General features: G+C 61.5%; 17 protein-coding genes. 10 read left to right on the top strand and 7 right to left on the bottom strand.

Annotated features, from left to right (window positions below):
• Positions 1-59: 59 nt before the first annotated feature.
• From parA to ACSQ3O_RS26140, 5 genes are all read left to right on the top strand, one after another.
• A complete protein-coding gene (gene parA / locus ACSQ3O_RS26120; RefSeq protein ID WP_004883061.1) occupies positions 60-698 on the top strand; it encodes a ParA family partition ATPase in 639 nt (212 codons plus the stop codon).
• The gene (locus ACSQ3O_RS26125; RefSeq protein WP_004883063.1) at positions 695-970 is read left to right on the top strand and encodes a hypothetical protein; all 276 of its coding nucleotides are present in this window, start codon (positions 695-697) and stop codon (positions 968-970) included. Before parA ends, ACSQ3O_RS26125 begins: the two co-directional genes overlap by 4 nt.
• Positions 967-1,512 carry a DUF2840 domain-containing protein gene (locus tag ACSQ3O_RS26130; protein WP_004883064.1) on the top strand — a complete coding sequence of 182 codons (546 nt, stop codon included), beginning with the start codon at positions 967-969 and terminating at the stop codon, positions 1,510-1,512. The genes ACSQ3O_RS26125 and ACSQ3O_RS26130 overlap by 4 nt, the downstream gene beginning before the upstream one ends.
• Complete coding sequence (locus tag ACSQ3O_RS26135; RefSeq protein ID WP_004883067.1) at positions 1,509-2,108, top strand: S26 family signal peptidase; 600 nt, start codon at positions 1,509-1,511, stop codon at positions 2,106-2,108. The genes ACSQ3O_RS26130 and ACSQ3O_RS26135 overlap by 4 nt, the downstream gene beginning before the upstream one ends.
• 436 nt (positions 2,109-2,544) lie before the next feature.
• Entirely contained in the window at positions 2,545-4,527 is a 1,983-nt protein-coding gene (locus ACSQ3O_RS26140; RefSeq protein ID WP_004883068.1) for a relaxase/mobilization nuclease domain-containing protein, read from the top strand.
• On the opposite strand, the gene ACSQ3O_RS26145 is transcribed toward ACSQ3O_RS26140, so the two are convergent.
• The 4 genes from ACSQ3O_RS26145 to ACSQ3O_RS26160 form a co-directional block, all read right to left on the bottom strand.
• Positions 4,520-5,830, bottom strand: coding sequence for a patatin-like phospholipase family protein (locus ACSQ3O_RS26145; protein ID WP_023123864.1), 1,311 nt, complete (start codon positions 5,828-5,830; stop codon positions 4,520-4,522). The genes ACSQ3O_RS26140 and ACSQ3O_RS26145 overlap by 8 nt on opposite strands.
• Positions 5,831-6,129: 299 nt before the next feature.
• Positions 6,130-6,747, bottom strand: coding sequence for a DUF3313 family protein (locus ACSQ3O_RS26150; RefSeq protein ID WP_004883071.1), 618 nt, complete (start codon positions 6,745-6,747; stop codon positions 6,130-6,132).
• A 12-nt stretch (positions 6,748-6,759) separates the two neighbouring features.
• Entirely contained in the window at positions 6,760-7,095 is a 336-nt protein-coding gene (locus ACSQ3O_RS26155) for a DMT family transporter (protein ID WP_004883073.1), read from the bottom strand.
• Positions 7,096-7,285: 190 nt separating this feature from the next.
• Entirely contained in the window at positions 7,286-10,375 is a 3,090-nt protein-coding gene (locus ACSQ3O_RS26160; protein ID WP_436140962.1) for an efflux RND transporter permease subunit, read from the bottom strand.
• 82 nt (positions 10,376-10,457) lie between these two features.
• Here ACSQ3O_RS26160 and istA point away from each other — a divergent pair, with 82 nt between their 5' ends.
• Positions 10,458-12,104, top strand: a complete 1,647-nt coding sequence (istA, locus tag ACSQ3O_RS26165; protein WP_374258795.1) for an IS21 family transposase — start codon at positions 10,458-10,460, stop codon at positions 12,102-12,104.
• Positions 12,105-12,109: 5 nt separating this feature from the next.
• Positions 12,110-12,874 carry an IS21-like element helper ATPase IstB gene (gene istB, locus ACSQ3O_RS26170; protein ID WP_374258801.1) on the top strand — a complete coding sequence of 255 codons (765 nt, stop codon included), beginning with the start codon at positions 12,110-12,112 and terminating at the stop codon, positions 12,872-12,874.
• Here istB and ACSQ3O_RS26175 read toward each other — a convergent pair whose 3' ends face one another.
• Genes ACSQ3O_RS26175 through ACSQ3O_RS26185 form a run of 3 tightly spaced genes read right to left on the bottom strand, consistent with a single transcriptional unit; the run spans position 12,875 to position 14,872 of the window.
• A complete protein-coding gene (locus tag ACSQ3O_RS26175) occupies positions 12,875-13,048 on the bottom strand; it encodes a hypothetical protein (protein ID WP_436140963.1) in 174 nt (57 codons plus the stop codon). It abuts the gene before it with no gap.
• A 22-nt stretch (positions 13,049-13,070) separates the two neighbouring features.
• Positions 13,071-14,237, bottom strand: a complete 1,167-nt coding sequence (locus ACSQ3O_RS26180; protein ID WP_023123862.1) for an efflux RND transporter periplasmic adaptor subunit — start codon at positions 14,235-14,237, stop codon at positions 13,071-13,073.
• On the bottom strand, positions 14,237-14,872 hold the full coding sequence (locus tag ACSQ3O_RS26185; RefSeq protein WP_022652140.1) for a TetR/AcrR family transcriptional regulator: 636 nt from the start codon (positions 14,870-14,872) through the stop codon (positions 14,237-14,239). The genes ACSQ3O_RS26180 and ACSQ3O_RS26185 overlap by 1 nt, the downstream gene beginning before the upstream one ends.
• Positions 14,873-14,981: 109 nt before the next feature.
• On the opposite strand from ACSQ3O_RS26185, the gene ACSQ3O_RS26190 reads away from it, so the two are divergent.
• From ACSQ3O_RS26190 to ACSQ3O_RS26200, 3 genes are all read left to right on the top strand, one after another.
• Positions 14,982-16,406: an efflux transporter outer membrane subunit gene (locus ACSQ3O_RS26190; RefSeq protein ID WP_028699135.1), complete on the top strand. Its 1,425-nt coding sequence runs from the start codon at positions 14,982-14,984 to the stop codon at positions 16,404-16,406.
• Between the two features lie 74 nt (positions 16,407-16,480).
• Positions 16,481-17,425 (top strand): LysR family transcriptional regulator, encoded by a 945-nt coding sequence (locus ACSQ3O_RS26195; RefSeq protein WP_004883081.1) that lies wholly within the window; start codon positions 16,481-16,483, stop codon positions 17,423-17,425.
• Positions 17,422-17,697 (top strand): EexN family lipoprotein, encoded by a 276-nt coding sequence (locus tag ACSQ3O_RS26200; RefSeq protein WP_004883082.1) that lies wholly within the window; start codon positions 17,422-17,424, stop codon positions 17,695-17,697. Before ACSQ3O_RS26195 ends, ACSQ3O_RS26200 begins: the two co-directional genes overlap by 4 nt.
• Positions 17,698-17,737: the final 40 nt, after the last annotated feature.

The raw sequence follows: 17,737 nt of genomic DNA on the forward strand, positions 1-17,737 counted from the left end.
GGCGAACAGCGTTTTGCACGGCAGGTAAAGCCCGGCTTTCCAGCAGGGAGGGCCGCGCCATGATCCTCGCTCTGCTCAACCAGAAAGGCGGTGTCGGCAAGACCACGCTCGCCACGCACATCGCGGGCGAACTGGCGATGCGCGGCCAGCATGTCGTCCTGCTCGATGCCGACCCGCAGGGTTCATCCCTGGACTGGACGCAGCGCAGAAGCCAGCAAGGCTTGCCACGGCTGTTCAGCGCCGTGGGCCTCGCACGCGAAACGCTGCATCAGGAAGCGCCAGAACTCGCCAGGCGGGCCGATCACGTCATCATCGACGGGCCGCCGCGCATCGCCGCCTTGGCGCGCTCCGCGCTGCTGGCGGCCGAGCGCGTGCTGATCCCGGTGCAGCCCAGCCCCTACGACCTCTGGGCCAGCTCGGAAATGGTTTCGCTGATCCGCGAGGCGCAGGTGTTCCGGCCGCTGCTCCGCGCGGCCTTCGTCATCAACCGGCGCGTCAGCACCACCATCATCGGGCGCGAGGCGCGGCAATCGCTCGCCGAACAGCCGCTGCCCGCGCTGCGCTCGGAGGTGCATCAGCGCATCGTCTTCGCCGACAGCGTGGCCGCTGGCCGGCTCGCACGCGAGACAGCGCCCGACAGTGCCGCCGCCCGCGAAATCACCGCCCTGGTGGACGAACTGCTGCGGTGGCCGACATGACAGCGCAGCAGCCACCCAACAGCAAACGCACGGGCAAGCGCGTCGGCATCGGCGCACGTCCGCCCGCGAATCCGCACGCCGAGGCGTGGATTCGTCAGGGCGATGCCGACGCGCTGGGCAAAGGCGACCTCTACACGGCCCGCCTCACGCTCGACATCACGCCCGCCATGCGGGCGCGCATCAAGGTGTCGGCCTTCACGCAAGGCGTGACCGTGGCCGACCTGCTGCGCGGCCTGCTGGAGCGGGAGTTTCCGCCGGAGAACACACCATGAACGCATTCGCTTGGCCTGCCGCGAACGCGGCACCGGCTGCGCCGCTGCCTGCGCTTTCGGCACTCGCCGGACAGGCCGGCAATGTGCCGCTGACGCGCGTTTCGCTGGCCTACCTCGAACATCGCTTCAAGCTCTACCTGCGCTTCGGCGAACCGGCGCGCACGCTTCAGCTCGACCGCTGGCGGCGCTGCGCGGTGTTCCTGCCGGGCGCGATGCTCTGCCGCATCCGCTGGCAGGCCAACGACTACGGCACGATCCGCTGGCAACTCATGGTGATGCAGGCTTGCACACCGCTGGACGCGGCGCAGCGCATCCCCGGTGTTCAGCCGGGCGCGCGCTTGCTCCTACACACCGAAGGCGATGCCAACGTGCGCGCCGTGCTGGAGCGCATCGACGGCATCGAGGCGCTGGGCATCGCTGCCATCGACGTGTCGCCGGCGTACTGGCGCACGCTGGGCAACCGTCTTGCGGCTCGCCTTGCGCTGCCCGAATACACCACCGAGCGGCATACCGCCTGGCTGGCCGGGAAGGTGCTGCCATGACCGCCCCGACCACCACACCCAACGCGCCCGACGTGGCGCCGCGTCCTCGCTCACGCCTGCGCGCTCGCATCGTGCTGGCGACACTGGCCGCCATCGGCTTCGCTGCGCTGGCCTGGGCGGCTTTCGTGTCGCCGCTGCCGCGTCTGACCTACAACCCGTCCGACAGCGTGGCGGTCGGCTGGTATCGCATTGACCCGTTCGACCCGCGCACCGCCTCGCTGCCACGTCCGTTGTCCGTGGACAGCATCGTGCTGGTGCCGCTTCCGGCCACGGCTGCCGCGCTCGCTGCGCAGCGCGGCTACCTGCCGACGCGCGTTCCGCTGCTCAAACGTGTGGGCGCGGTCGCGCCGCAACACGTCTGCATCGTCGCCGGTCAGGTACGCATCGACGGCGTGCCTTCGGCCGCCGTACTGCCCGCCGACCGGCTGGGCCGGGCGCTGCCGTCCTTGCAGCTTTGCCGCCGCCTTGAACCGGGCGAACTGCTCCTGTTGAGCGTGACGAATCCAGCATCGTTCGACAGCCGCTATTTCGGCCCGGTCAGCGCATCCGCCGTGATCGGCGTTGCGCATCCGGTGTGGCCGGAGATACGCCCATGATGGCCGCCGATTCGCTGCGCTCTGACGTGCCATCGGGCATGTCGTTCTGCTGGCTGCTTCAGTGTCGCTGCGCCTGTCGTGCCGGTGCATTCGCACCGCACGTCGCGCAGCATCCGGCGCAGCCGTCCAACGTTCAGGCGTCTTGCCTCGAACGCGCCCGGCCTGCGGCCATTGGCGCTTTCGCCGGCGCGCTGTCTGTTCACGCAGCAGCGCCGCCGGGCCGCCGTTGCCTGGAGCGACAGCGAAGGGCAAAGGCGGAAGGCAAGACAAAAGGACGCGGCACCTGGCCGCGTCGAAAGCCAGTCAGCACATGGGGGGAACGCGGCACGGAGCGGCTTCGCCACCGTGCCGCGTTTGGCGCGAGGGTCGCGCCAATGCTGGCATGTCCGCGTGCTTCGCACGACAGGACACGCCCAAGCTTGCGGGGAGCGCAGCCATGACCGACAGCCGCGACGACGACTTTCGCGTGCGCCCCAGCGCCCCGAAGAACCGGGGCAAGGGCCAGGGGCAGAGCTTCGTTTCCAAGGTGCTCAAGCAGGCCGGCAAAGCCAGCAGCGGCAAGTCGGCAGTACGCCGTCCTGGCGCGGCTGGCACCGGCCAGCGGCCCGGCTCTCGGCTCGGACGTGGCCACACGGCGGCGCGCTTCGCCGGGGCGAAGCTAATGCCCATGTCGCGGCGCGTGACCATCAAGACCTTGCTGGTCAATCACCAGCGGGCCAGCCCGCAATCGCTCGCCAAGCACCTGCGCTACATCGAGCGCGACGGCGCGGGTCGCGATGGCGAACCGGGCCGGGGCTACGGGCCACAGGCCGACGAAGCCGATCTGGACGCCTTCAAGGAACGCTGCGCCGACGACCGGCACCATTTCCGCTTCATCGTCTCGCCCGAGGACGGGGCCGAGCTGGACGACCTGCGCACCTACACCCGGCATCTGGTGAGCCGCATGGAAGCCGACCTGGGCACGCGGCTGGATTGGGTGGCGGTGGATCACTGGAACACCGACAACCCGCACACCCACCTGATCGTGCGCGGGCGCGACGACACCGGCAAAGACCTCATCATCGCGGGTGACTACATCGCCCACGGCTTCCGCCATCGCGCCGCCGAGCTGGCGACCGAGTGGCTGGGGCCGCGCACCGAACTGGAGATTCAGCAGACCTTGAGGCGCGAGGTGGAACAGGAGCGGTGGACGAGCCTGGATCGCACCTTGCAGCGCGAGACCGGCGAGGATGGCCGGGTGCATGTCGAACGGCTCAACGAGCCGAGGTTGCAACGCCAGCGCCTGCTGCTGATCGGCCGCCTGCAACGCTTGCAGCGCCTGGGCCTAGCCGACGAGGTGCAGCCCGGCACCTGGGCCATTCATGCCGATGCCGAGAAGACCTTGCGTGCCCTGGGTGAGCGTGGCGACATCATCCGAACGATGCAGCGGGCCATGAGCGGCCAGCCGCGTGAGCTGGCGGTGTTCGAGCCGGGCGACGATGGTCGCAGCCTCATCGGCCGCGTGGCCGCGAAGGGGCTTGCCGATGAGTTGCACGACCGAGGCTATCTGATCATCGACGGCACGGACGGTAAGGCCCACTACGTTGCACTGAACGCCCGCGACGAACTGGCGAACTATCCCACGGGCGCTGTGGTAGAGGTGAAGGGTTCGACTGAGGTGCGCACGGCCGACAAGAACATCGCCTCGCTGGCGAGCGATGGCCTGTACCGCACCGATCATCACCTGGTAATCGAGCAGGGCCGGGCTACGCCCGGACGCGACCCGCAGGAAGTCGTCGCCGCTCATGTCCGGCGGCTGGAAGCCCTGCGCCGGGCTTGCATCGTGGAGCGCGTGGCCGAAGGGCTATGGAAGGTACCGGACGACCTGGCCGAGCGTGGCCGCCAATACGACGCGCAACGGCTGGGCGATGTAGCCGTAGAGCTGAAATCACACCTTCCTATTGAACGGCAGGCCCGCGTCATCGGCGCGACTTGGCTTGACCAGCAACTGATCGGCGGTGGCCGTGGGCTGGGCAACTTGGGCTTTGGCGGTGATACCAAGCAGGCCATACAGCAGCGAGCCGATTTCCTCGAAGAACAGGGGCTGGCACAGCGCCGCGGGCAGCGCGTCATCCTCGCGCGCAACCTGCTGGGCACGCTACGCAATCGGGAACTAGTGCAGGCCGCGAAAGACATTGCGGCGGAAACCGGCCTAGAGCATCGCCCGGTGGCCGACGGGCAGCGCGTAGCCGGTATCTACCGGCGTTCCATTATGCTCGCCAGCGGGCGCTACGCGATGCTCGATGACGGCATGGGGTTCAGCCTTGTGCCGTGGCGGCCGGTAATTGAGCCGCGACTGGGACAACAGCTTGCCGCAAAGGTTATCGGCGGAAGTGCCTCTTGGGAACTTGGACGAAAGCCCAGTATCGGTATCAGTTAGATATCAAGGGAAGCTGAGTACCAGGCGCAGTCTGCTTGGCTGCTGTGATTCTTCTTAGAGATTCAATCAATGCCATAAACTCCTTGGATTGCCTCAGTGCTTCGCCTCCCGCAGTTTGCAGGTCCAAGACATCCGTAGCCTCGATCGTGAAGGCTGTGGGCACGCGCAGCAGCGAATGCCGGATCTTGTCGTCCGGCACGTCGTTCAGACTTACGCTTACTACGTAGATTTCTGCGTCGGCCGCAAAGGGGCTGTCCGCTTGGCCACGGGTGCGGACAATCTCGGAACGCCAGTGTTGCAGGTCGTCGTTAAGCATGGCCAGCGTCACCTGGGTCTCGCGAGCGCCGGCACCGAAGATCAGCGACTCAAGTACTTGCGTCGTGCTGGGAACTCGGTCGCTACTGTCCACTCTCTCGCTCAGTCCTCGTTCGGAGTTCACCGTCACCAACACGAGTCGGCGCAAGCTTCCGGGCTTGACCTCCGAGAAATTGGCGCTCATTGAGCCCGAAGCTACTAGCCGGTCTAGCATCAGACGTACGCCGAGGTTGTCGGAGACACCACCGTCCACGAGGTGGATATAGGGCCGATCGTGCGCATTGAGGTAGCTGTCTATGCCGCTTTGCAGGATGCGTGATCTGTAATTTTGCCCTCTGACAGGCAAAGATCGGAGAGGCGGCGGACAGGTATTGGCGTTGTTTCGCACCGTTACGGGCGACAGCACCAGCGGTACTGCCGACGAGGCCGCCACCGCGAAAGACAGCGGCGTTGCATCGAGGTCGGAACAGATTAGCCGGAATTGCTCGGTGGTGAAATCGAAAGGGGCACCGGTCGTGAGGTCGGTTGCCGTGATCATCAGTTCGGGCGCGCCCGGTCGTCGGCGCACGTCACCAAAGGTGCGGCCTTCAAAAAGTTCGTCCAAGCGTTGAGCCAGGATCTGGCTGCGCCCAAACCAAGGTGAAGTTAGTCTATAAAGACGCTCAGGCCACAGAGCTTCACGTATGAGTCGCCCCTCAAAAGGCACAAGCAGAAAATCCGGCTCGAAACGAGTCAGCGTGGCATCGCCGAAGGCCGCGAAGTGCGCGGCAAGGATGCTGCCCCCCGACACTCCGCTGACCAGGAACACCTGATCCAACAGAGTGGTCTCCTGGCCCTCTAGCGCGAAGCGTGTGGCCTTGAGTTCGCGCAGCACGCCCAGGCCGAAGGCCGCCGCCCGAGCGCCCCCGCCTGACAGTGTCACCGCTACAACCACCGGTTGGTTGACCTCCGACGGCCTGATGCGTTGGTCGTTCTCGGCGAGAGACATTAAGGCGGCGTCGGAAAGTGTCGGGTTGATCCAAGGACGGTAAGTGGAACACCCTGTCAGAACTACCGTTGCCAGCACACCGGCCAAACTCCATCGTGTGAATTTACACACCTCCAGGCGCTTTACCTCTGCAAGCAGCACCACGCAGCGTTTCGAATAGACAAGAACGAGAAACGCCGGCAATTTTGCGACGAAGCAGAGCCACTCCAGAATGCTGCAGACGTTACAAGAACGGCACCCTACGAATCCCCTTGATGAGGCTCCTCGCGATCCGCGCGAAGTTATGGAATAGCAGCTATTCACGAGCCAGCACTTCTCCAAGCGCTATTGATCCGTTCAAGGCAGGTGGTGATTGCAGACTTTGCATGCCCGAGCAGTGTGTAGGAGCCTTTGAAATCCGCGAGAGCGTTGCCGTGCTCGAAGCAGCTAGCAGCAGCCACCCGACGATCTGTTTGTTCATCTACTGCCTCAAACTCCAAACTAGCTCCCCCAGTTGTCACTGGTCCAACAAGCAACGTCGTTAGGGTGTTGACTGCTCTATTGGGCGTCTCAATGGTCGTAATTGCCACACGCACACGTATGCGGCCTGACGATGCGGGAGCTTCGGACTTAGTTTGGAGATGTCGCAGTTCACTGTTGACGTGATCGAGAAGCTCTCGCACTTGCTCAGCTTCAAGCCCACCTATGCGTCCAGTTGCCGTCACTACCTGAGCATCCTCGACTAATATTTCCCGGTAACGACTGGGTTCAAAGCCTGGCGCCTTGAAGAGCAGAACATTTTCGTACTTCGTTTTTCCCAATACATCGTAATCACCAAGAAACCCTGATCGAGTCATTCCGTTTGAAGCACAGCCAGATAAGGTTGCCGTGAGGCCTGCCAGCAGCACAAAATGGATTAATGAAATAGGGCGTTTCATATATATTTTCATTTATCCCATTTTCAGACAGACGATGCCAGCAACAACCAGCGCAATTCCAACCCAACGTATCAAGGAGGCGGTATCGCCGAACACATACACGCCCACGAAAAACGCGCCCAGCGAACCGATGCCGGTCCAGACCGCATAAGCTGTTCCTATGGGGATCTGTTTAAGAGATAACCATAGGAAAAAGCCGCTGGCTGCCATACAGGCAACTGCAATCGCCGGCCCCACGTAGCGCATCGCTGCATTGGCCGCACCCATCTTGAGGCCTAGTGGCCAACCGATTTCGAACAGGCCGGCAATCAGTAGAACCAACCATGGATTCCATGACAACGGGTTCATATATTTCTCCAAATCTATTCAGTGAAAATTGATTATCAAAGCATCAAAGCATCAAAGAATAGGCAGTAGGCGGTCAATTCGCTCTGCTTCTGATTTCTTCTTAAACTCTCTGATGGCGAGAATCTGTCTCCCCGATCTCTCCGGCCACGAGAGAGATCGGGGGAAGCGTGTGGACAGTTACGCTGAGGGATCAGACCGGTTGCACTGGTTGTTGTACCGCCTCGTGACTCCGTTTGCTGCCCGGCCACTTCATTCCGAACAGCACCTCGTAGAGCAACGGAATCAGGCCAAGCGTCACGAGCGTGCCAAGTGCGAGACCACCGATCATGCCGATGGCCATGCCCTTCCACAGCGGCCCCGCAAACAACATCAGGGGCACGAGACCCGCGATACAGGTCACCTTGGTCATCACGATTGGACGCAGCCGCTGCATCGCAGCTCCCACCAGGGCTTCATGTCGGGCGAGACCTTCCGAGAGGCCGTGTTCAATTTGTTCGAGCAGAAGAACGGCGTTGTTGACGATGATTCCGAACAGCGCAAGCACCCCGAATGTCGCCATGAAGCTGAAAGGAGTGCCTGTTGCCTTCAGTGCAATCACGACCCCAATCAACGTGAAGGGAATCGTTGCGAGAATCACGATCAGCTTGCGGAAGGAGTTGAACTGCCAGATGAATAGCAGCAACATCGCCAGAAGAGCGAACGGCATGTAGTGCGTGAGCGATGCATTCGATTCAGCCGATTCCTCAATTTCTCCACCAAGCTCTATGGCATAGCCTGCAGGTAGTTCAATTGCGGCGATCCGAGGTGCGAGGTGATCCACGATCTCTTGCGCGGTGTATGCGGTGTTCTGCCCCTGAACTGTGACTGTACGAATGAGATTGCGGCGCTGGATCACAGACGGCTCGCTAGCGAGCGTGACATCGGCCACTTGCGCCAGGGAAACCGGCTGGCCACCCGACGCTGGATAGATGGTCGTCGAACCAACGTCCGCAGTGCTGCGCCGATCATTGGACGTCCCGCGCATCACGATTGGCACGCTGGTATCGCCATCTCGGATCACAGAGATCGACTGGCCGATGTAGCGGGTGCCAAGCCAGGCAGCTATGTCGTCGGTGGTGACGCCAGCACGTCGCGCACGATCTTGATCGACCCGAACATCGAGACGGCCGACACGGGTATCCCAGTTGTTCTTGATGTTGGCCGTACCTGGCAGCTCCCGTAGCGCGGACTCAATTTTCGCCGCCGCATTCATCAGCACCTCATGATCCGGCCCACTGACCCGGTAGACGGCTGTGCCGGCTTCGGTAGTGCCTAGCGAGAACCGCTGAGGCTCTGCGCGTACATCTCCATGATGCTGCGCGAAGTAAGCCCGAGTTCGGGCAATCACGACGTCAATGTTGGTGCCTGCCTTGACCGTCACGACAAAGTACGCGATGTTCGATGCTGGCAATGGGGGATTGAGCCCAAGGATGAAGCGCGGCCCACCGTCAGCGACGTAGCCAATGTGATCCGTGATTTCGGGGTTGATTTCTTGATCACCGAGCCAGCCGCTCACTTCCTTCACTTTGGCAAGAGTGAGCCGTGAATCCGTTCCAGGGGCGAGCTGCACCGGTATTTGGAATTGAACTCGGTCGGACTTCGGCAAGAAGTCGTATGGCAGTGTCGTGAATCCGTACAGAGCTACGGCCAATGCACCCGTCATCACACCAACGTAGATCGCCTTGTGGTCAAGCACCCACTCAAGCAACTTGCGATAGCCGCGATAGAAGCGTGTGTTGTAGGTTTGCGCGTCATTCGCCGGTTGATGATGCACTTTGGTGAAGTGGTAGCACAGCAGTGGAGTGACGGTCAGACACAACAGCCAAGATCCGAGTAACGTGAGCGCGAGGACAATGACGAGAGAGCGCAGATACTCACTCGTCGCACTCTGGCCGAAGAAGAACGGGGAGAAGGCGATGACGATAACCAATGAGGACGTCAGCAGCGGCAGTGCGAGGGTACGACCCGCTTCGAGACAAGCCTGTTTGCGGTCTTCACCGGCTGCCAAGCGCCGTTCAATGTCTTCGGCAATCACGATGCCGTTGTCTACCAAGAGCCCCAAAGCGATGATGATGGCTGCCATCGAAACACTTTGCAGCTCGATGTTCAGCGCGCGCATCACGATCAGTGCCCCCAGAATGGTAAGCGGCACGATCATCCCGACGATGAATCCTGTGCGCCATCCCAGGAAAAGGACGACGACGCCGAGCACGATGACAATCGTTTCGATCATCACCTGGTTCATCTTGCCCATTTCACGTTTGACGACGTCTGCCTGGAATGTCACATAGGAGAGCTCGAAACCTGCGGGCAGAAGTTTCTCAAGCTCGGCCACACGGGATTTGAGGGCTACGCCGAATTGCTCCACGTTCTGGCCCGAGGTCATGGACACTGCCATCACTACGGCAGGCTGGCCCTTATAGACTGCAGCAGACTCGGGAGGATCTGCAGGTTGTACCTGCACGCGCGCAAGCTCTCCCAGTGAGATTGAAGGAGCAGGCGAAGCACCGCGCGCACCCTGAGCTTGCGCCATCATGATCGGCAACGCGCGCAGCGAAGCGGCGTCGCGAACCTCTCCACTAACAGCCAGCGAAGCGTTGATGCCACCGATGGCGATTTGCCCGCCTGAAAGCACGACGTTTTGTTTAACGAGTTGATCGATCACCCCTTGTGGGGTCAATCCAAGCTGGGCTAGTTTTGGTCGATCAAATTCGAGATAGACGCGCTCTTCCTGCAAGCCGTAGAAGCTGATGCGATCAACGCCGGGAAGCGCGTATAGGCGATCGCGCATCTCTTTCAACGACACACGCATTTCGCCCATGGAGTAGCCCGGCGCGGTCACCGCAATGGAGGCCACGGCAACACGGCCGAAGTCGTCGTTGACAAATGGCCCCAACGTACCCTGTGGAAGCAGAGGCTGAGCATCGGCAACCTTCGCGCGAACGCGCTGCCATATGGGGGCTAGGTCGGTGTACCGCTCCCAGATCGTGACCTGTATGACGGCCCCGCCCGCGCGAACGGTTGTGGTTACACGCTTGACCTCGGCCAGCTCCCGCAAACGCTCCTCGATCGGACGCGCGATCAACTGCTCAACACGTTCGGCTGGCATGCCAGGGTTCAGAACGGCAACAACCGCATCTCGAATCGTGACCGATGGCTCTTCCTGCCCCCGGCGGCCACCCAAACTGCCCCACTTATGGCCACCCAAACTGCTCCACCTGGCCGGGGTGAGTTGACCCATTGATTTCGGTGAGTCAGGCGCCTCAGCTCTGACGTGCAGGACGTAACTTCCACCCCCTTGATCACAAGGGGGGATTCACGAGGTGAACGTCTTGAAGCCACATCTACAAACCACGATCTGGACGCTCCTGCGCGCGGGTAACACCCAGCGCGAGATTGAGCGCCGCACCGGCATCTCCCGCCACACCATCCGCGCCTGGGCTAAGCGCTTTGAGGCCCAGGGCGATCCGCCGCCCCCGTCGCCTGACGATTCAAACTGCCCCGGGGTGGCCACCGACCTGGTTGTGCCCCTGGCCAGCCAAACTGCTCCACCCCGGCCACCGGCTTTACTGCTGGCGCCTGCGCCGGCGGCCACCTCGCTGTGTGAGCCCCACCGCGCCTTCATCGAAGCTCAGTTGCGCTTGGGCCGCAATGCCACGGCCATCTACCAGGACCTGGTCGATGCCCACGGCTTTGCTGCACGCTACAACTCCGTCAAACGCTTCGTGGCGCGCATCCGGGTGCGTGAGCCTGAGCAGTTCGACCGCCTGAGCTTCCTGCCCGGCGAGGAGATGCAGGTGGACTTCGGCGAAGGCGCGCCCACCCGCGTGCCCGGCACCGACCGCTGGCGCAAGCCACGCCTGTTCGTGGCCACGCTTCGGTATTCGCGCCGCAGTTTCCGCCGCGTGGTCTGGAATTCTGGCCAACAGGTCTGGGCCGAACTGCACGAACAAGCCTGGCGCTACTTTGGCGGCTCGTGCCGATACGTGGTCCTGGACAACCTCAAGGAAGGCGTGCTCAAGCCCGACCTGTACGAGCCCGAGCTCAACCCCGTGTACGCCGCCACCCTGGCACACTACGAGGTCGTGGCCGACCCGGCGCGGGTACGTGACCCCAACCGCAAGGGCAGTGTCGAGAATGCCATTGGTCACACTCAGGCCACGGCACTCAAGGGCAAGCGCTTCGAGACCATTGAAGAACAGAACACCTACCTGGAGCACTGGGAGACCAAGTGGGCGGCCTCTCGCATCCACGGCTCAGAGCGCCGCCAGGTACAGGCCATGTTCGAAGAAGAGCGGCCCCACCTGCAGCCCTTGCCCACGCTGCCCATGGCGTACTTCCGTGACGAGCAGCGCACCGTGTGCGACGACGGCTGCGTGCGCGTGGCCCATTGCAGCTACGCCGCGCGGCCGGCGCACATTGGCACCAAGGTGCTGGTGCGCATCTTCGAGCGCCGCCTGGAGATTCGCGACCTACAGACCCAGGCCCTGCTGCGCACGCACACCTTGGCCGAGCGGCCAGGCACCGTGGTGCTGCCCATGGACGAGCGCGTCTTCAACCCCTCCCGCGAGACCCTCCACATCCTCAAGCAGGCCGATGCCATCGGCGTGGACGCCGCCCGGCTGTGCCAGATGCTGTTTGCCATCGAAGGCCGTGTGGGCCAGCGCAAGCTGTGGGGCATCGTGCACCTGGCCGACCGCTATCCACGCCAGATGGTCAACACCGCCTGTGCCCAGGCCATCGACGACGGTGTGCACAGCTACCGCCACGTCAAGGCCATCACCGAACGCCTGGTGGCGCAGGCTCTGGCCCAACTCGATGCCGCCCCGACAGCGACGCAGGCCGCACCCGCGAGCACCACGCAAACGCACGACCTCATCCGCAACCCACAGGAGTACGGCGAACTCTTCGCCATGGCCACAGCGGCCACGACACCCGCCATCACACCTCAAGGAGATTTCTTCGCATGACCGCCATGACCCCCCACGACATCGAGGCCACCCTGCGCAAGCTGCGCCTGTCAGGCATGGCTGAGACCCTGCAGACGCGCCTGATGCAGGCCCAGGCCGCTCAGGAGCCCTTTCTGGATACGCTCTCAGCCTTGCTGCAAGACGAACTCGACCGACGCCACAGCAGGCTGATGGCACGTCGCTTCAAGCTCTCCGGCCTGGATGAGAAGCCCTCCCTGGCCGACTTCGACTGGCGCTTCAACCCAAAGCTGCCGCGCGCAGCCTGCTTCGAGTTGCACACCTTGAAGTTCCTCAGCGAAGGCGCCAACGCCCTGATCGTAGGCAAGCCCGGCACCGGCAAGAGCCACATCGCCAAGGCCGTGGCCTACCAAGCCACCTTGCTCGGTCATGACGTGTCCTACATCGAAGCTGACAGCGAGTTCGCTCGCTATGCGCTGGCCGACGCCGACGAGCGCGCCAGTCTGCTCAAGGGCTGGGTGGCGGCCGACTTGCTGGTGCTCGATGACCTGTTCCTGGCAAGGCGCATCAGCGAGCATGCCGCCGAGTTGCTGCAGGCCCTGGTCCACCAGCGTTACAAGCTGCGCCGCTCCATCGTCATCACCTCCAACCGCGTCGTGCAGGACTGGGGTCGCTACCTGGGCGACGCGACCATGGCCACCACCATCCTCGATCGCCTCATGCACCGCTGCGCCATGCTGGAGTTCGAGGGCAAGAGCTACAGGCTCAAAGAGGCTGCTGCACGCCTGATCATCACCTCAGACCCCGCATAATCACCCCGTCCTGCCTGGAGCAGTTTGACTGGCCAACAGTGGAGCAGTTTGGGGTGGCCATCGGGGTTCCTGCGAAGGGAAATTGAGAAACGTGGCAATGCCGGCAACAAGAATGATGACCGCGGCAAGGTAGGTGAGTCTGCTGGCGCGCAGCGCCATTTCTGTGATCTTCATAGCGAAGTCTTCCTGTAGCGGGTCAGCGTCCGGCCAATTGGGTCGTGGCCTTGAGTGGGGTGACTTGTTGCTCGTTCGTCAGCCAACTCGCGCCAGCCGCGACTACCATCTCGCCGCGCTTCAGGCCGCCCACAACGCGAACGTTGTCGCCGCCTGGCTCGCTCTGGAATTGCACTTCCCGGCGGTGCACCTTCTTTCCGGTCACGTCATATACAAACACTGCGGCTTGTCCTGCTTTCTCACTGAGCACCAGTGCCGAATAGGGAAGCATCAGACGATCTGGTGAGGCATCCTTCGCTTCCGGTGCCTTCAGCAATACTTGAACGGCAGACCCGGGTCGAAGACTGCGCGCAAGAGTAGCATCTTGAGGAACGAGCACGACAGGTAAAAGTGAGCCATTTTCAGCACGCAAGCCGATGCGTTGTACCGAAGCACGAACGGGACTTGCTGACTCGCTCAGGCGCAGTTCGGCGACCTGCCCAATTTTGATATTTGCCGCCTGGGTCGTCGATGCAGTCGCAAGGACTTCTACGCCGCTGCGTAGTCCATCCACTTGAAGCACCGGCGCTCCGGCTGCAATATCTGTGAACGGCAGAGCGAGTTTCTCCGCGACGACGCCGTCGAATGGCGCATGAATGGCGGCCCCCCTTCGCGCACGCTCGGCAAGGCCGAATGCGGCCTTTGCATTGCGCACCTGGCCTTCAGCTGCAACCAACTGTGCTTTCACACTCTCGAATGCAGCCGGGGAGATTACGTTGCCCTCAAGCAGCCCCCTTTGCTGCGTTGTCTGCACGATTCTGTCTGCCAATGCGGCTTCCGCAGCAGCGAGTGTCGCCCGAGCCTGTTCTAGGCGGAGTTGCTCGGGCTGAACATCCAACTCAGCCAGAAGCTGTCCGCGAGAGAAGCGATCTCCCACGTCCACATGAAGCTTGCTGATACGCCCGCCAGTCTCGAACCCCAAGGTACTCCGCTCACTGGAGCGAGCTAGACCACTCAATTCAATGCGATTGGCCACAGAACCTACATCCCCCACCGTGAGCAGCTTGACCGCTCGCGGTGGATCGGAAGCAGGCTCCTTCTGACTACCACAGCCGGCAAGCGATGCGAGCAGAACAAACGCGAGGCCGACTTTCTGCATTTGCCAGGACTGGGATTTAAAGGGAGTGCAAGACACGGGAAGGCCTTTCATCAGCGTTTATCAATAGGGGTGAGTTCCAGTTCGCCGCGGGCGAGCGCCTGGAGGGTGTGCATGAGTCGAGAAAGGTCTTCGGCAGCAAACGTCGGAAAACCCATCATTTCGGCGAGGAAGACTCCGTCCAAGGCAAATAGAACGATTCCGGCGATATCGGTGCCGCGTGGAGATTTGCTCGCGTTCTCGTACTGCCTGCGGTACCAGCCGCGCACAGGCTCAAGCAGCGTGGGGTCTTCAGCCACGGCCGCCAGCAATGCAGCGCTCATCTTTTGCATCCCGCCGTCAGGCATAGCCGAGACCTGGCTGGATAGCCAAGGGTCTGGATCGCCGACGAATGGCAGCTCTCGCTCTTCCTGCCCGCCATCAAACGCCGAGACCTGGTCATCAATCATCGTGAGGAGCAGATCGCGCTTGGTCTTGAAGTGGTACAGGAACGCACCTTTGCTCATTCCTGCCCGTGCAACGACCGCGTCAAGCGTTAGGTGCCCGGCACCTCCCTCCATGACTACGTCACGCGCAGCTTGAAGGATGCGCTCCCGTGTTTGTTGCGCTTTCTTAGAGATGGAGGGGGCTTCAGCGCCGTTGTCCGCCGAATGCGACTCCTCTGGGCTTGATTTCATACGAGTTGCCATGGTGAAACTCCAAAGATGCTTGATTTTTGAACCGTCTGGACGGTATAGTACACGCCATGAACTATGCCCGTCAAGACGGCCTCCTCAATTCACAACCTAGTGGCTCAACATGTCCGATCCCTACGCCCGCCGCGGCCTTACTGCTGTTGCATTCCTATCGATCACGCTTCTCGCCGCGTGCAGCCACTCGCCTCACAGGGTGGAGACATCACGCGTTGAGGTTCCGGCCAAATTCATGAACGAAGCGGGTCTGGCTGTGCAGCAGGTGCCAGCACAAGCACTCCCGGCCGAGTGGTGGACGGCGTACGGTGATCCGCTGATTGACGCGCTGGTGCGCAACGCGCTGGAGCACAACACCGATCTCGCTATTGCAAGAGCGCGGATTGATGAAGCTGTGGCGATCACCCGACGTACACGCGCTTCAATGTTCCCTAGCTTGGCGCTCACGCCCCAAGCAACGCGCGCGCGCGACTTTTCTTTGGCACCGACCATCAGCAGCGATGCCAGGCTTCCGCTGTCGGCTTCATGGGAAGTTGATCTAGCGGGCCGCCTCTCGCATGCCGCTGATGGCGCACGGATGGACGCAGTTGCTGTCGAACAGAACTGGTTCGCGACACGTTGGCAGATCGCCTTTGAGACAGTGTCCGCTGCACTGCAGCAGCGGCAGGCGGCAGAGCTGGAAGATCTGGCAAAAGAGCGACTTCAAGTCGCCGAGCGCCTTGAGCGTCTGACAGAGCAGAAGTTCAAGGCAGGTCAAGCTACGGGCTTTGACATTGAACGCACGCGTTCCGAGGTCATCGCCCTCCGGGTGGAGCAAGAGCAGTTGCGACGCGTACGCGGCGAAGCAACGCATGCCTTGGATGTGCTCGTTGGCCGGATTCCGGGGGCGCTTGGCAGCGGTCCTGCGCTTGCCTCTCTCACCATGCCCGATTGGACTCCCAGAAGCGTGCCAGGCGAATTGCTGCAGCAGCGCCCCGACGTCAGAGCCGCGCAGGCGCGTCTTGCAGCGGCGACGGCGCGATGGAACGCAGCAGAAGGCGAGCGGTTCCCCAAACTTGTGCTCGATTTGAGTGGTGGGCGCCAACGCTTCGAGAACAACGGAACACGTGTGGCAGGGAACATTTTCTCTCTGGGCTTGGGTGTGACGCTTCCGATCTTTGACGGTGGAGCAATACAAGCGGGAATCGACGAGGGCTCAGCACGCAGTCGCGGCGCACAGGCTGACCTGGAACGCACGGTTTTGCTTGCGCTTCAGGATGTGGAGAACGCTTATCTGGGCTGGCAGACCCAGCGGACTTCTCTGCAGCATCAGGTCGATGGTCTTGTCGTCGCTGATCGACTCCTTGACCGCAGTCGACGCCTCTTTGAGGCGGGACAGGTGGATGCGACCGTTGTTGCAGAAGCGGAGCGTGGCACCTTGTCCCAGCGAGCGGCTCTGGTCCGTGCTCGCGCCGACGCAGCCGTGCAATGGGGTGTTCTCGCTAAAGCGCTTTCTGGTTCGCCAGAGCATGTGAATCTGCAATCTTCACCCTGAGTCCTTGAGTTGGAAGAACGCAGCATGGCAGCGAGTTTTAAATACTGAATAGATCGACGATTAGTAGGGGACGCATGGAAATTCGACATCTACGTTGTTTTATGGCGCTCGCCGAGGAACTTCACTTCGCTCGCGCCGCTGCGAAACTGCATATTGAGCAGTCCCCACTGTCTCGCACGATCAAAGAACTCGAAGAGGAGTTAGGAGCACAGCTCTTTATTCGGAACACGAGAAGCACGCGTTTGACACGAGCTGGGTTGATGCTCATGGAGCACGCACCTCGGGTGTTCGCATCCTTGCAACAGGCGCGGGACTGCGTGAAGGCAGCAAAAAATGGCTTTCATGGACAACTCCGCGTCGCCTTGTCAGACGGCGCAACACTACTGTGCTTACCAGCCCTATTGGCGTTGTGTCGCGAGGAGGAGCCCGAGGTTGAGATTCGCTTTTTTGAGGTGCCACTATCCCAACAAATCAAAGGATTGCACGACGACCTGTATGACGTCGGCTTTGCACAGTCCGACGACGTAGGTGATGGAATCGTCGCACTTCCCGCGTGGACTGACACGCTTATGGTGGCGCTGCCAGCTCGGCATCCGTTGCTGGCTCTTAAGCGAATTCCATTGGATGAACTGCTGCGCTACCCGCTAGTGCTATCTGATCCTCAAGTGTGCGAGGGCCACGCCAAGCACATTGAGCGAGTACTTAGCCGGGCTGAAATGCAGCCTCTAGTTGCCGAGCGGGTTACCACTTTCGACCTGATGATGGCGTTGGTATCTGCCGGTTTTGCACTCGGACTTACAGGGGCTGCACACATTGCAGCCTCCCGAGAGCCAGGAGTCGTGGCGAGGCCGCTTTCGACACGCGTACCACCTTTGACGACCTATCTACTCAGACTTGAAGGCGATCCGTTTGACGAGCTTGCGCGCTTCATTCAGCGAGTACAGGCCATCGAATTGCCAGAGTTTCTCAGGTCAACAAAAAGCCGAAATCCCGATCTTCCGGAGGAATTGATGCCATGAGACTCGCCATCACGCTCGTCGCTGCAATGCTAGTCGCATGCGGTCAATCTGATAAACCGCACAAAGCCACTAGTGCAGAAAAGAAAACCCCGACAGTAGAAGAGCTGGTGGCAGACCCGGAACAGCTCAAGAAGTTGCGCCAGCAATGCAAGACGGATCGGCCTACTTTGGGCGAACTGCTTTGCAACCGGGTAGCGGAGGCAACACGTAAGCGGTTCTACGGTGACGGAAAAACGCCATACACACCGCCCAAAGAATCCCCCAAATTCTGAAATTCAGCAATTCAGCAATTCAGCAATTCAGCAATTCAGC

The organism is Acidovorax sp. LjRoot74 (assembly GCF_964254355.1).
Taxonomy (GTDB): Bacteria; Pseudomonadota; Gammaproteobacteria; order Burkholderiales; family Burkholderiaceae_C; genus Acidovorax.

Excerpts from the sequence above, each read along its gene's own strand:
- ACSQ3O_RS26175 (WP_436140963.1), bottom strand. The coding sequence starts at position 13,048 with ATGAAGATCACAGAAATGGCGCTGCGCGCCAGCAGACTCACCTACCTT.
- ACSQ3O_RS26180 (WP_023123862.1), bottom strand. The coding sequence starts at position 14,237 with ATGAAAGGCCTTCCCGTGTCTTGCACTCCCTTTAAATCCCAGTCCTGG.
- ACSQ3O_RS26130 (WP_004883064.1), top strand. The coding sequence starts at position 967 with ATGAACGCATTCGCTTGGCCTGCCGCGAACGCGGCACCGGCTGCGCCG.
- ACSQ3O_RS26140 (WP_004883068.1), top strand. The coding sequence starts at position 2,545 with ATGACCGACAGCCGCGACGACGACTTTCGCGTGCGCCCCAGCGCCCCG.
- ACSQ3O_RS26145 (WP_023123864.1), bottom strand. The coding sequence starts at position 5,830 with ATGTCTCTCGCCGAGAACGACCAACGCATCAGGCCGTCGGAGGTCAAC.
- ACSQ3O_RS26160 (WP_436140962.1), bottom strand. The coding sequence starts at position 10,375 with ATGGGTCAACTCACCCCGGCCAGGTGGAGCAGTTTGGGTGGCCATAAG.
- ACSQ3O_RS26125 (WP_004883063.1), top strand. The coding sequence starts at position 695 with ATGACAGCGCAGCAGCCACCCAACAGCAAACGCACGGGCAAGCGCGTC.
- ACSQ3O_RS26150 (WP_004883071.1), bottom strand. The coding sequence starts at position 6,747 with ATGAAACGCCCTATTTCATTAATCCATTTTGTGCTGCTGGCAGGCCTC.
- ACSQ3O_RS26200 (WP_004883082.1), top strand. The coding sequence starts at position 17,422 with ATGAGACTCGCCATCACGCTCGTCGCTGCAATGCTAGTCGCATGCGGT.
- ACSQ3O_RS26185 (WP_022652140.1), bottom strand. The coding sequence starts at position 14,872 with ATGGCAACTCGTATGAAATCAAGCCCAGAGGAGTCGCATTCGGCGGAC.
- parA (WP_004883061.1), top strand. The coding sequence starts at position 60 with ATGATCCTCGCTCTGCTCAACCAGAAAGGCGGTGTCGGCAAGACCACG.
- ACSQ3O_RS26190 (WP_028699135.1), top strand. The coding sequence starts at position 14,982 with ATGTCCGATCCCTACGCCCGCCGCGGCCTTACTGCTGTTGCATTCCTA.
- ACSQ3O_RS26135 (WP_004883067.1), top strand. The coding sequence starts at position 1,509 with ATGACCGCCCCGACCACCACACCCAACGCGCCCGACGTGGCGCCGCGT.
- ACSQ3O_RS26195 (WP_004883081.1), top strand. The coding sequence starts at position 16,481 with ATGGAAATTCGACATCTACGTTGTTTTATGGCGCTCGCCGAGGAACTT.
- istB (WP_374258801.1), top strand. The coding sequence starts at position 12,110 with ATGACCCCCCACGACATCGAGGCCACCCTGCGCAAGCTGCGCCTGTCA.
- ACSQ3O_RS26155 (WP_004883073.1), bottom strand. The coding sequence starts at position 7,095 with ATGAACCCGTTGTCATGGAATCCATGGTTGGTTCTACTGATTGCCGGC.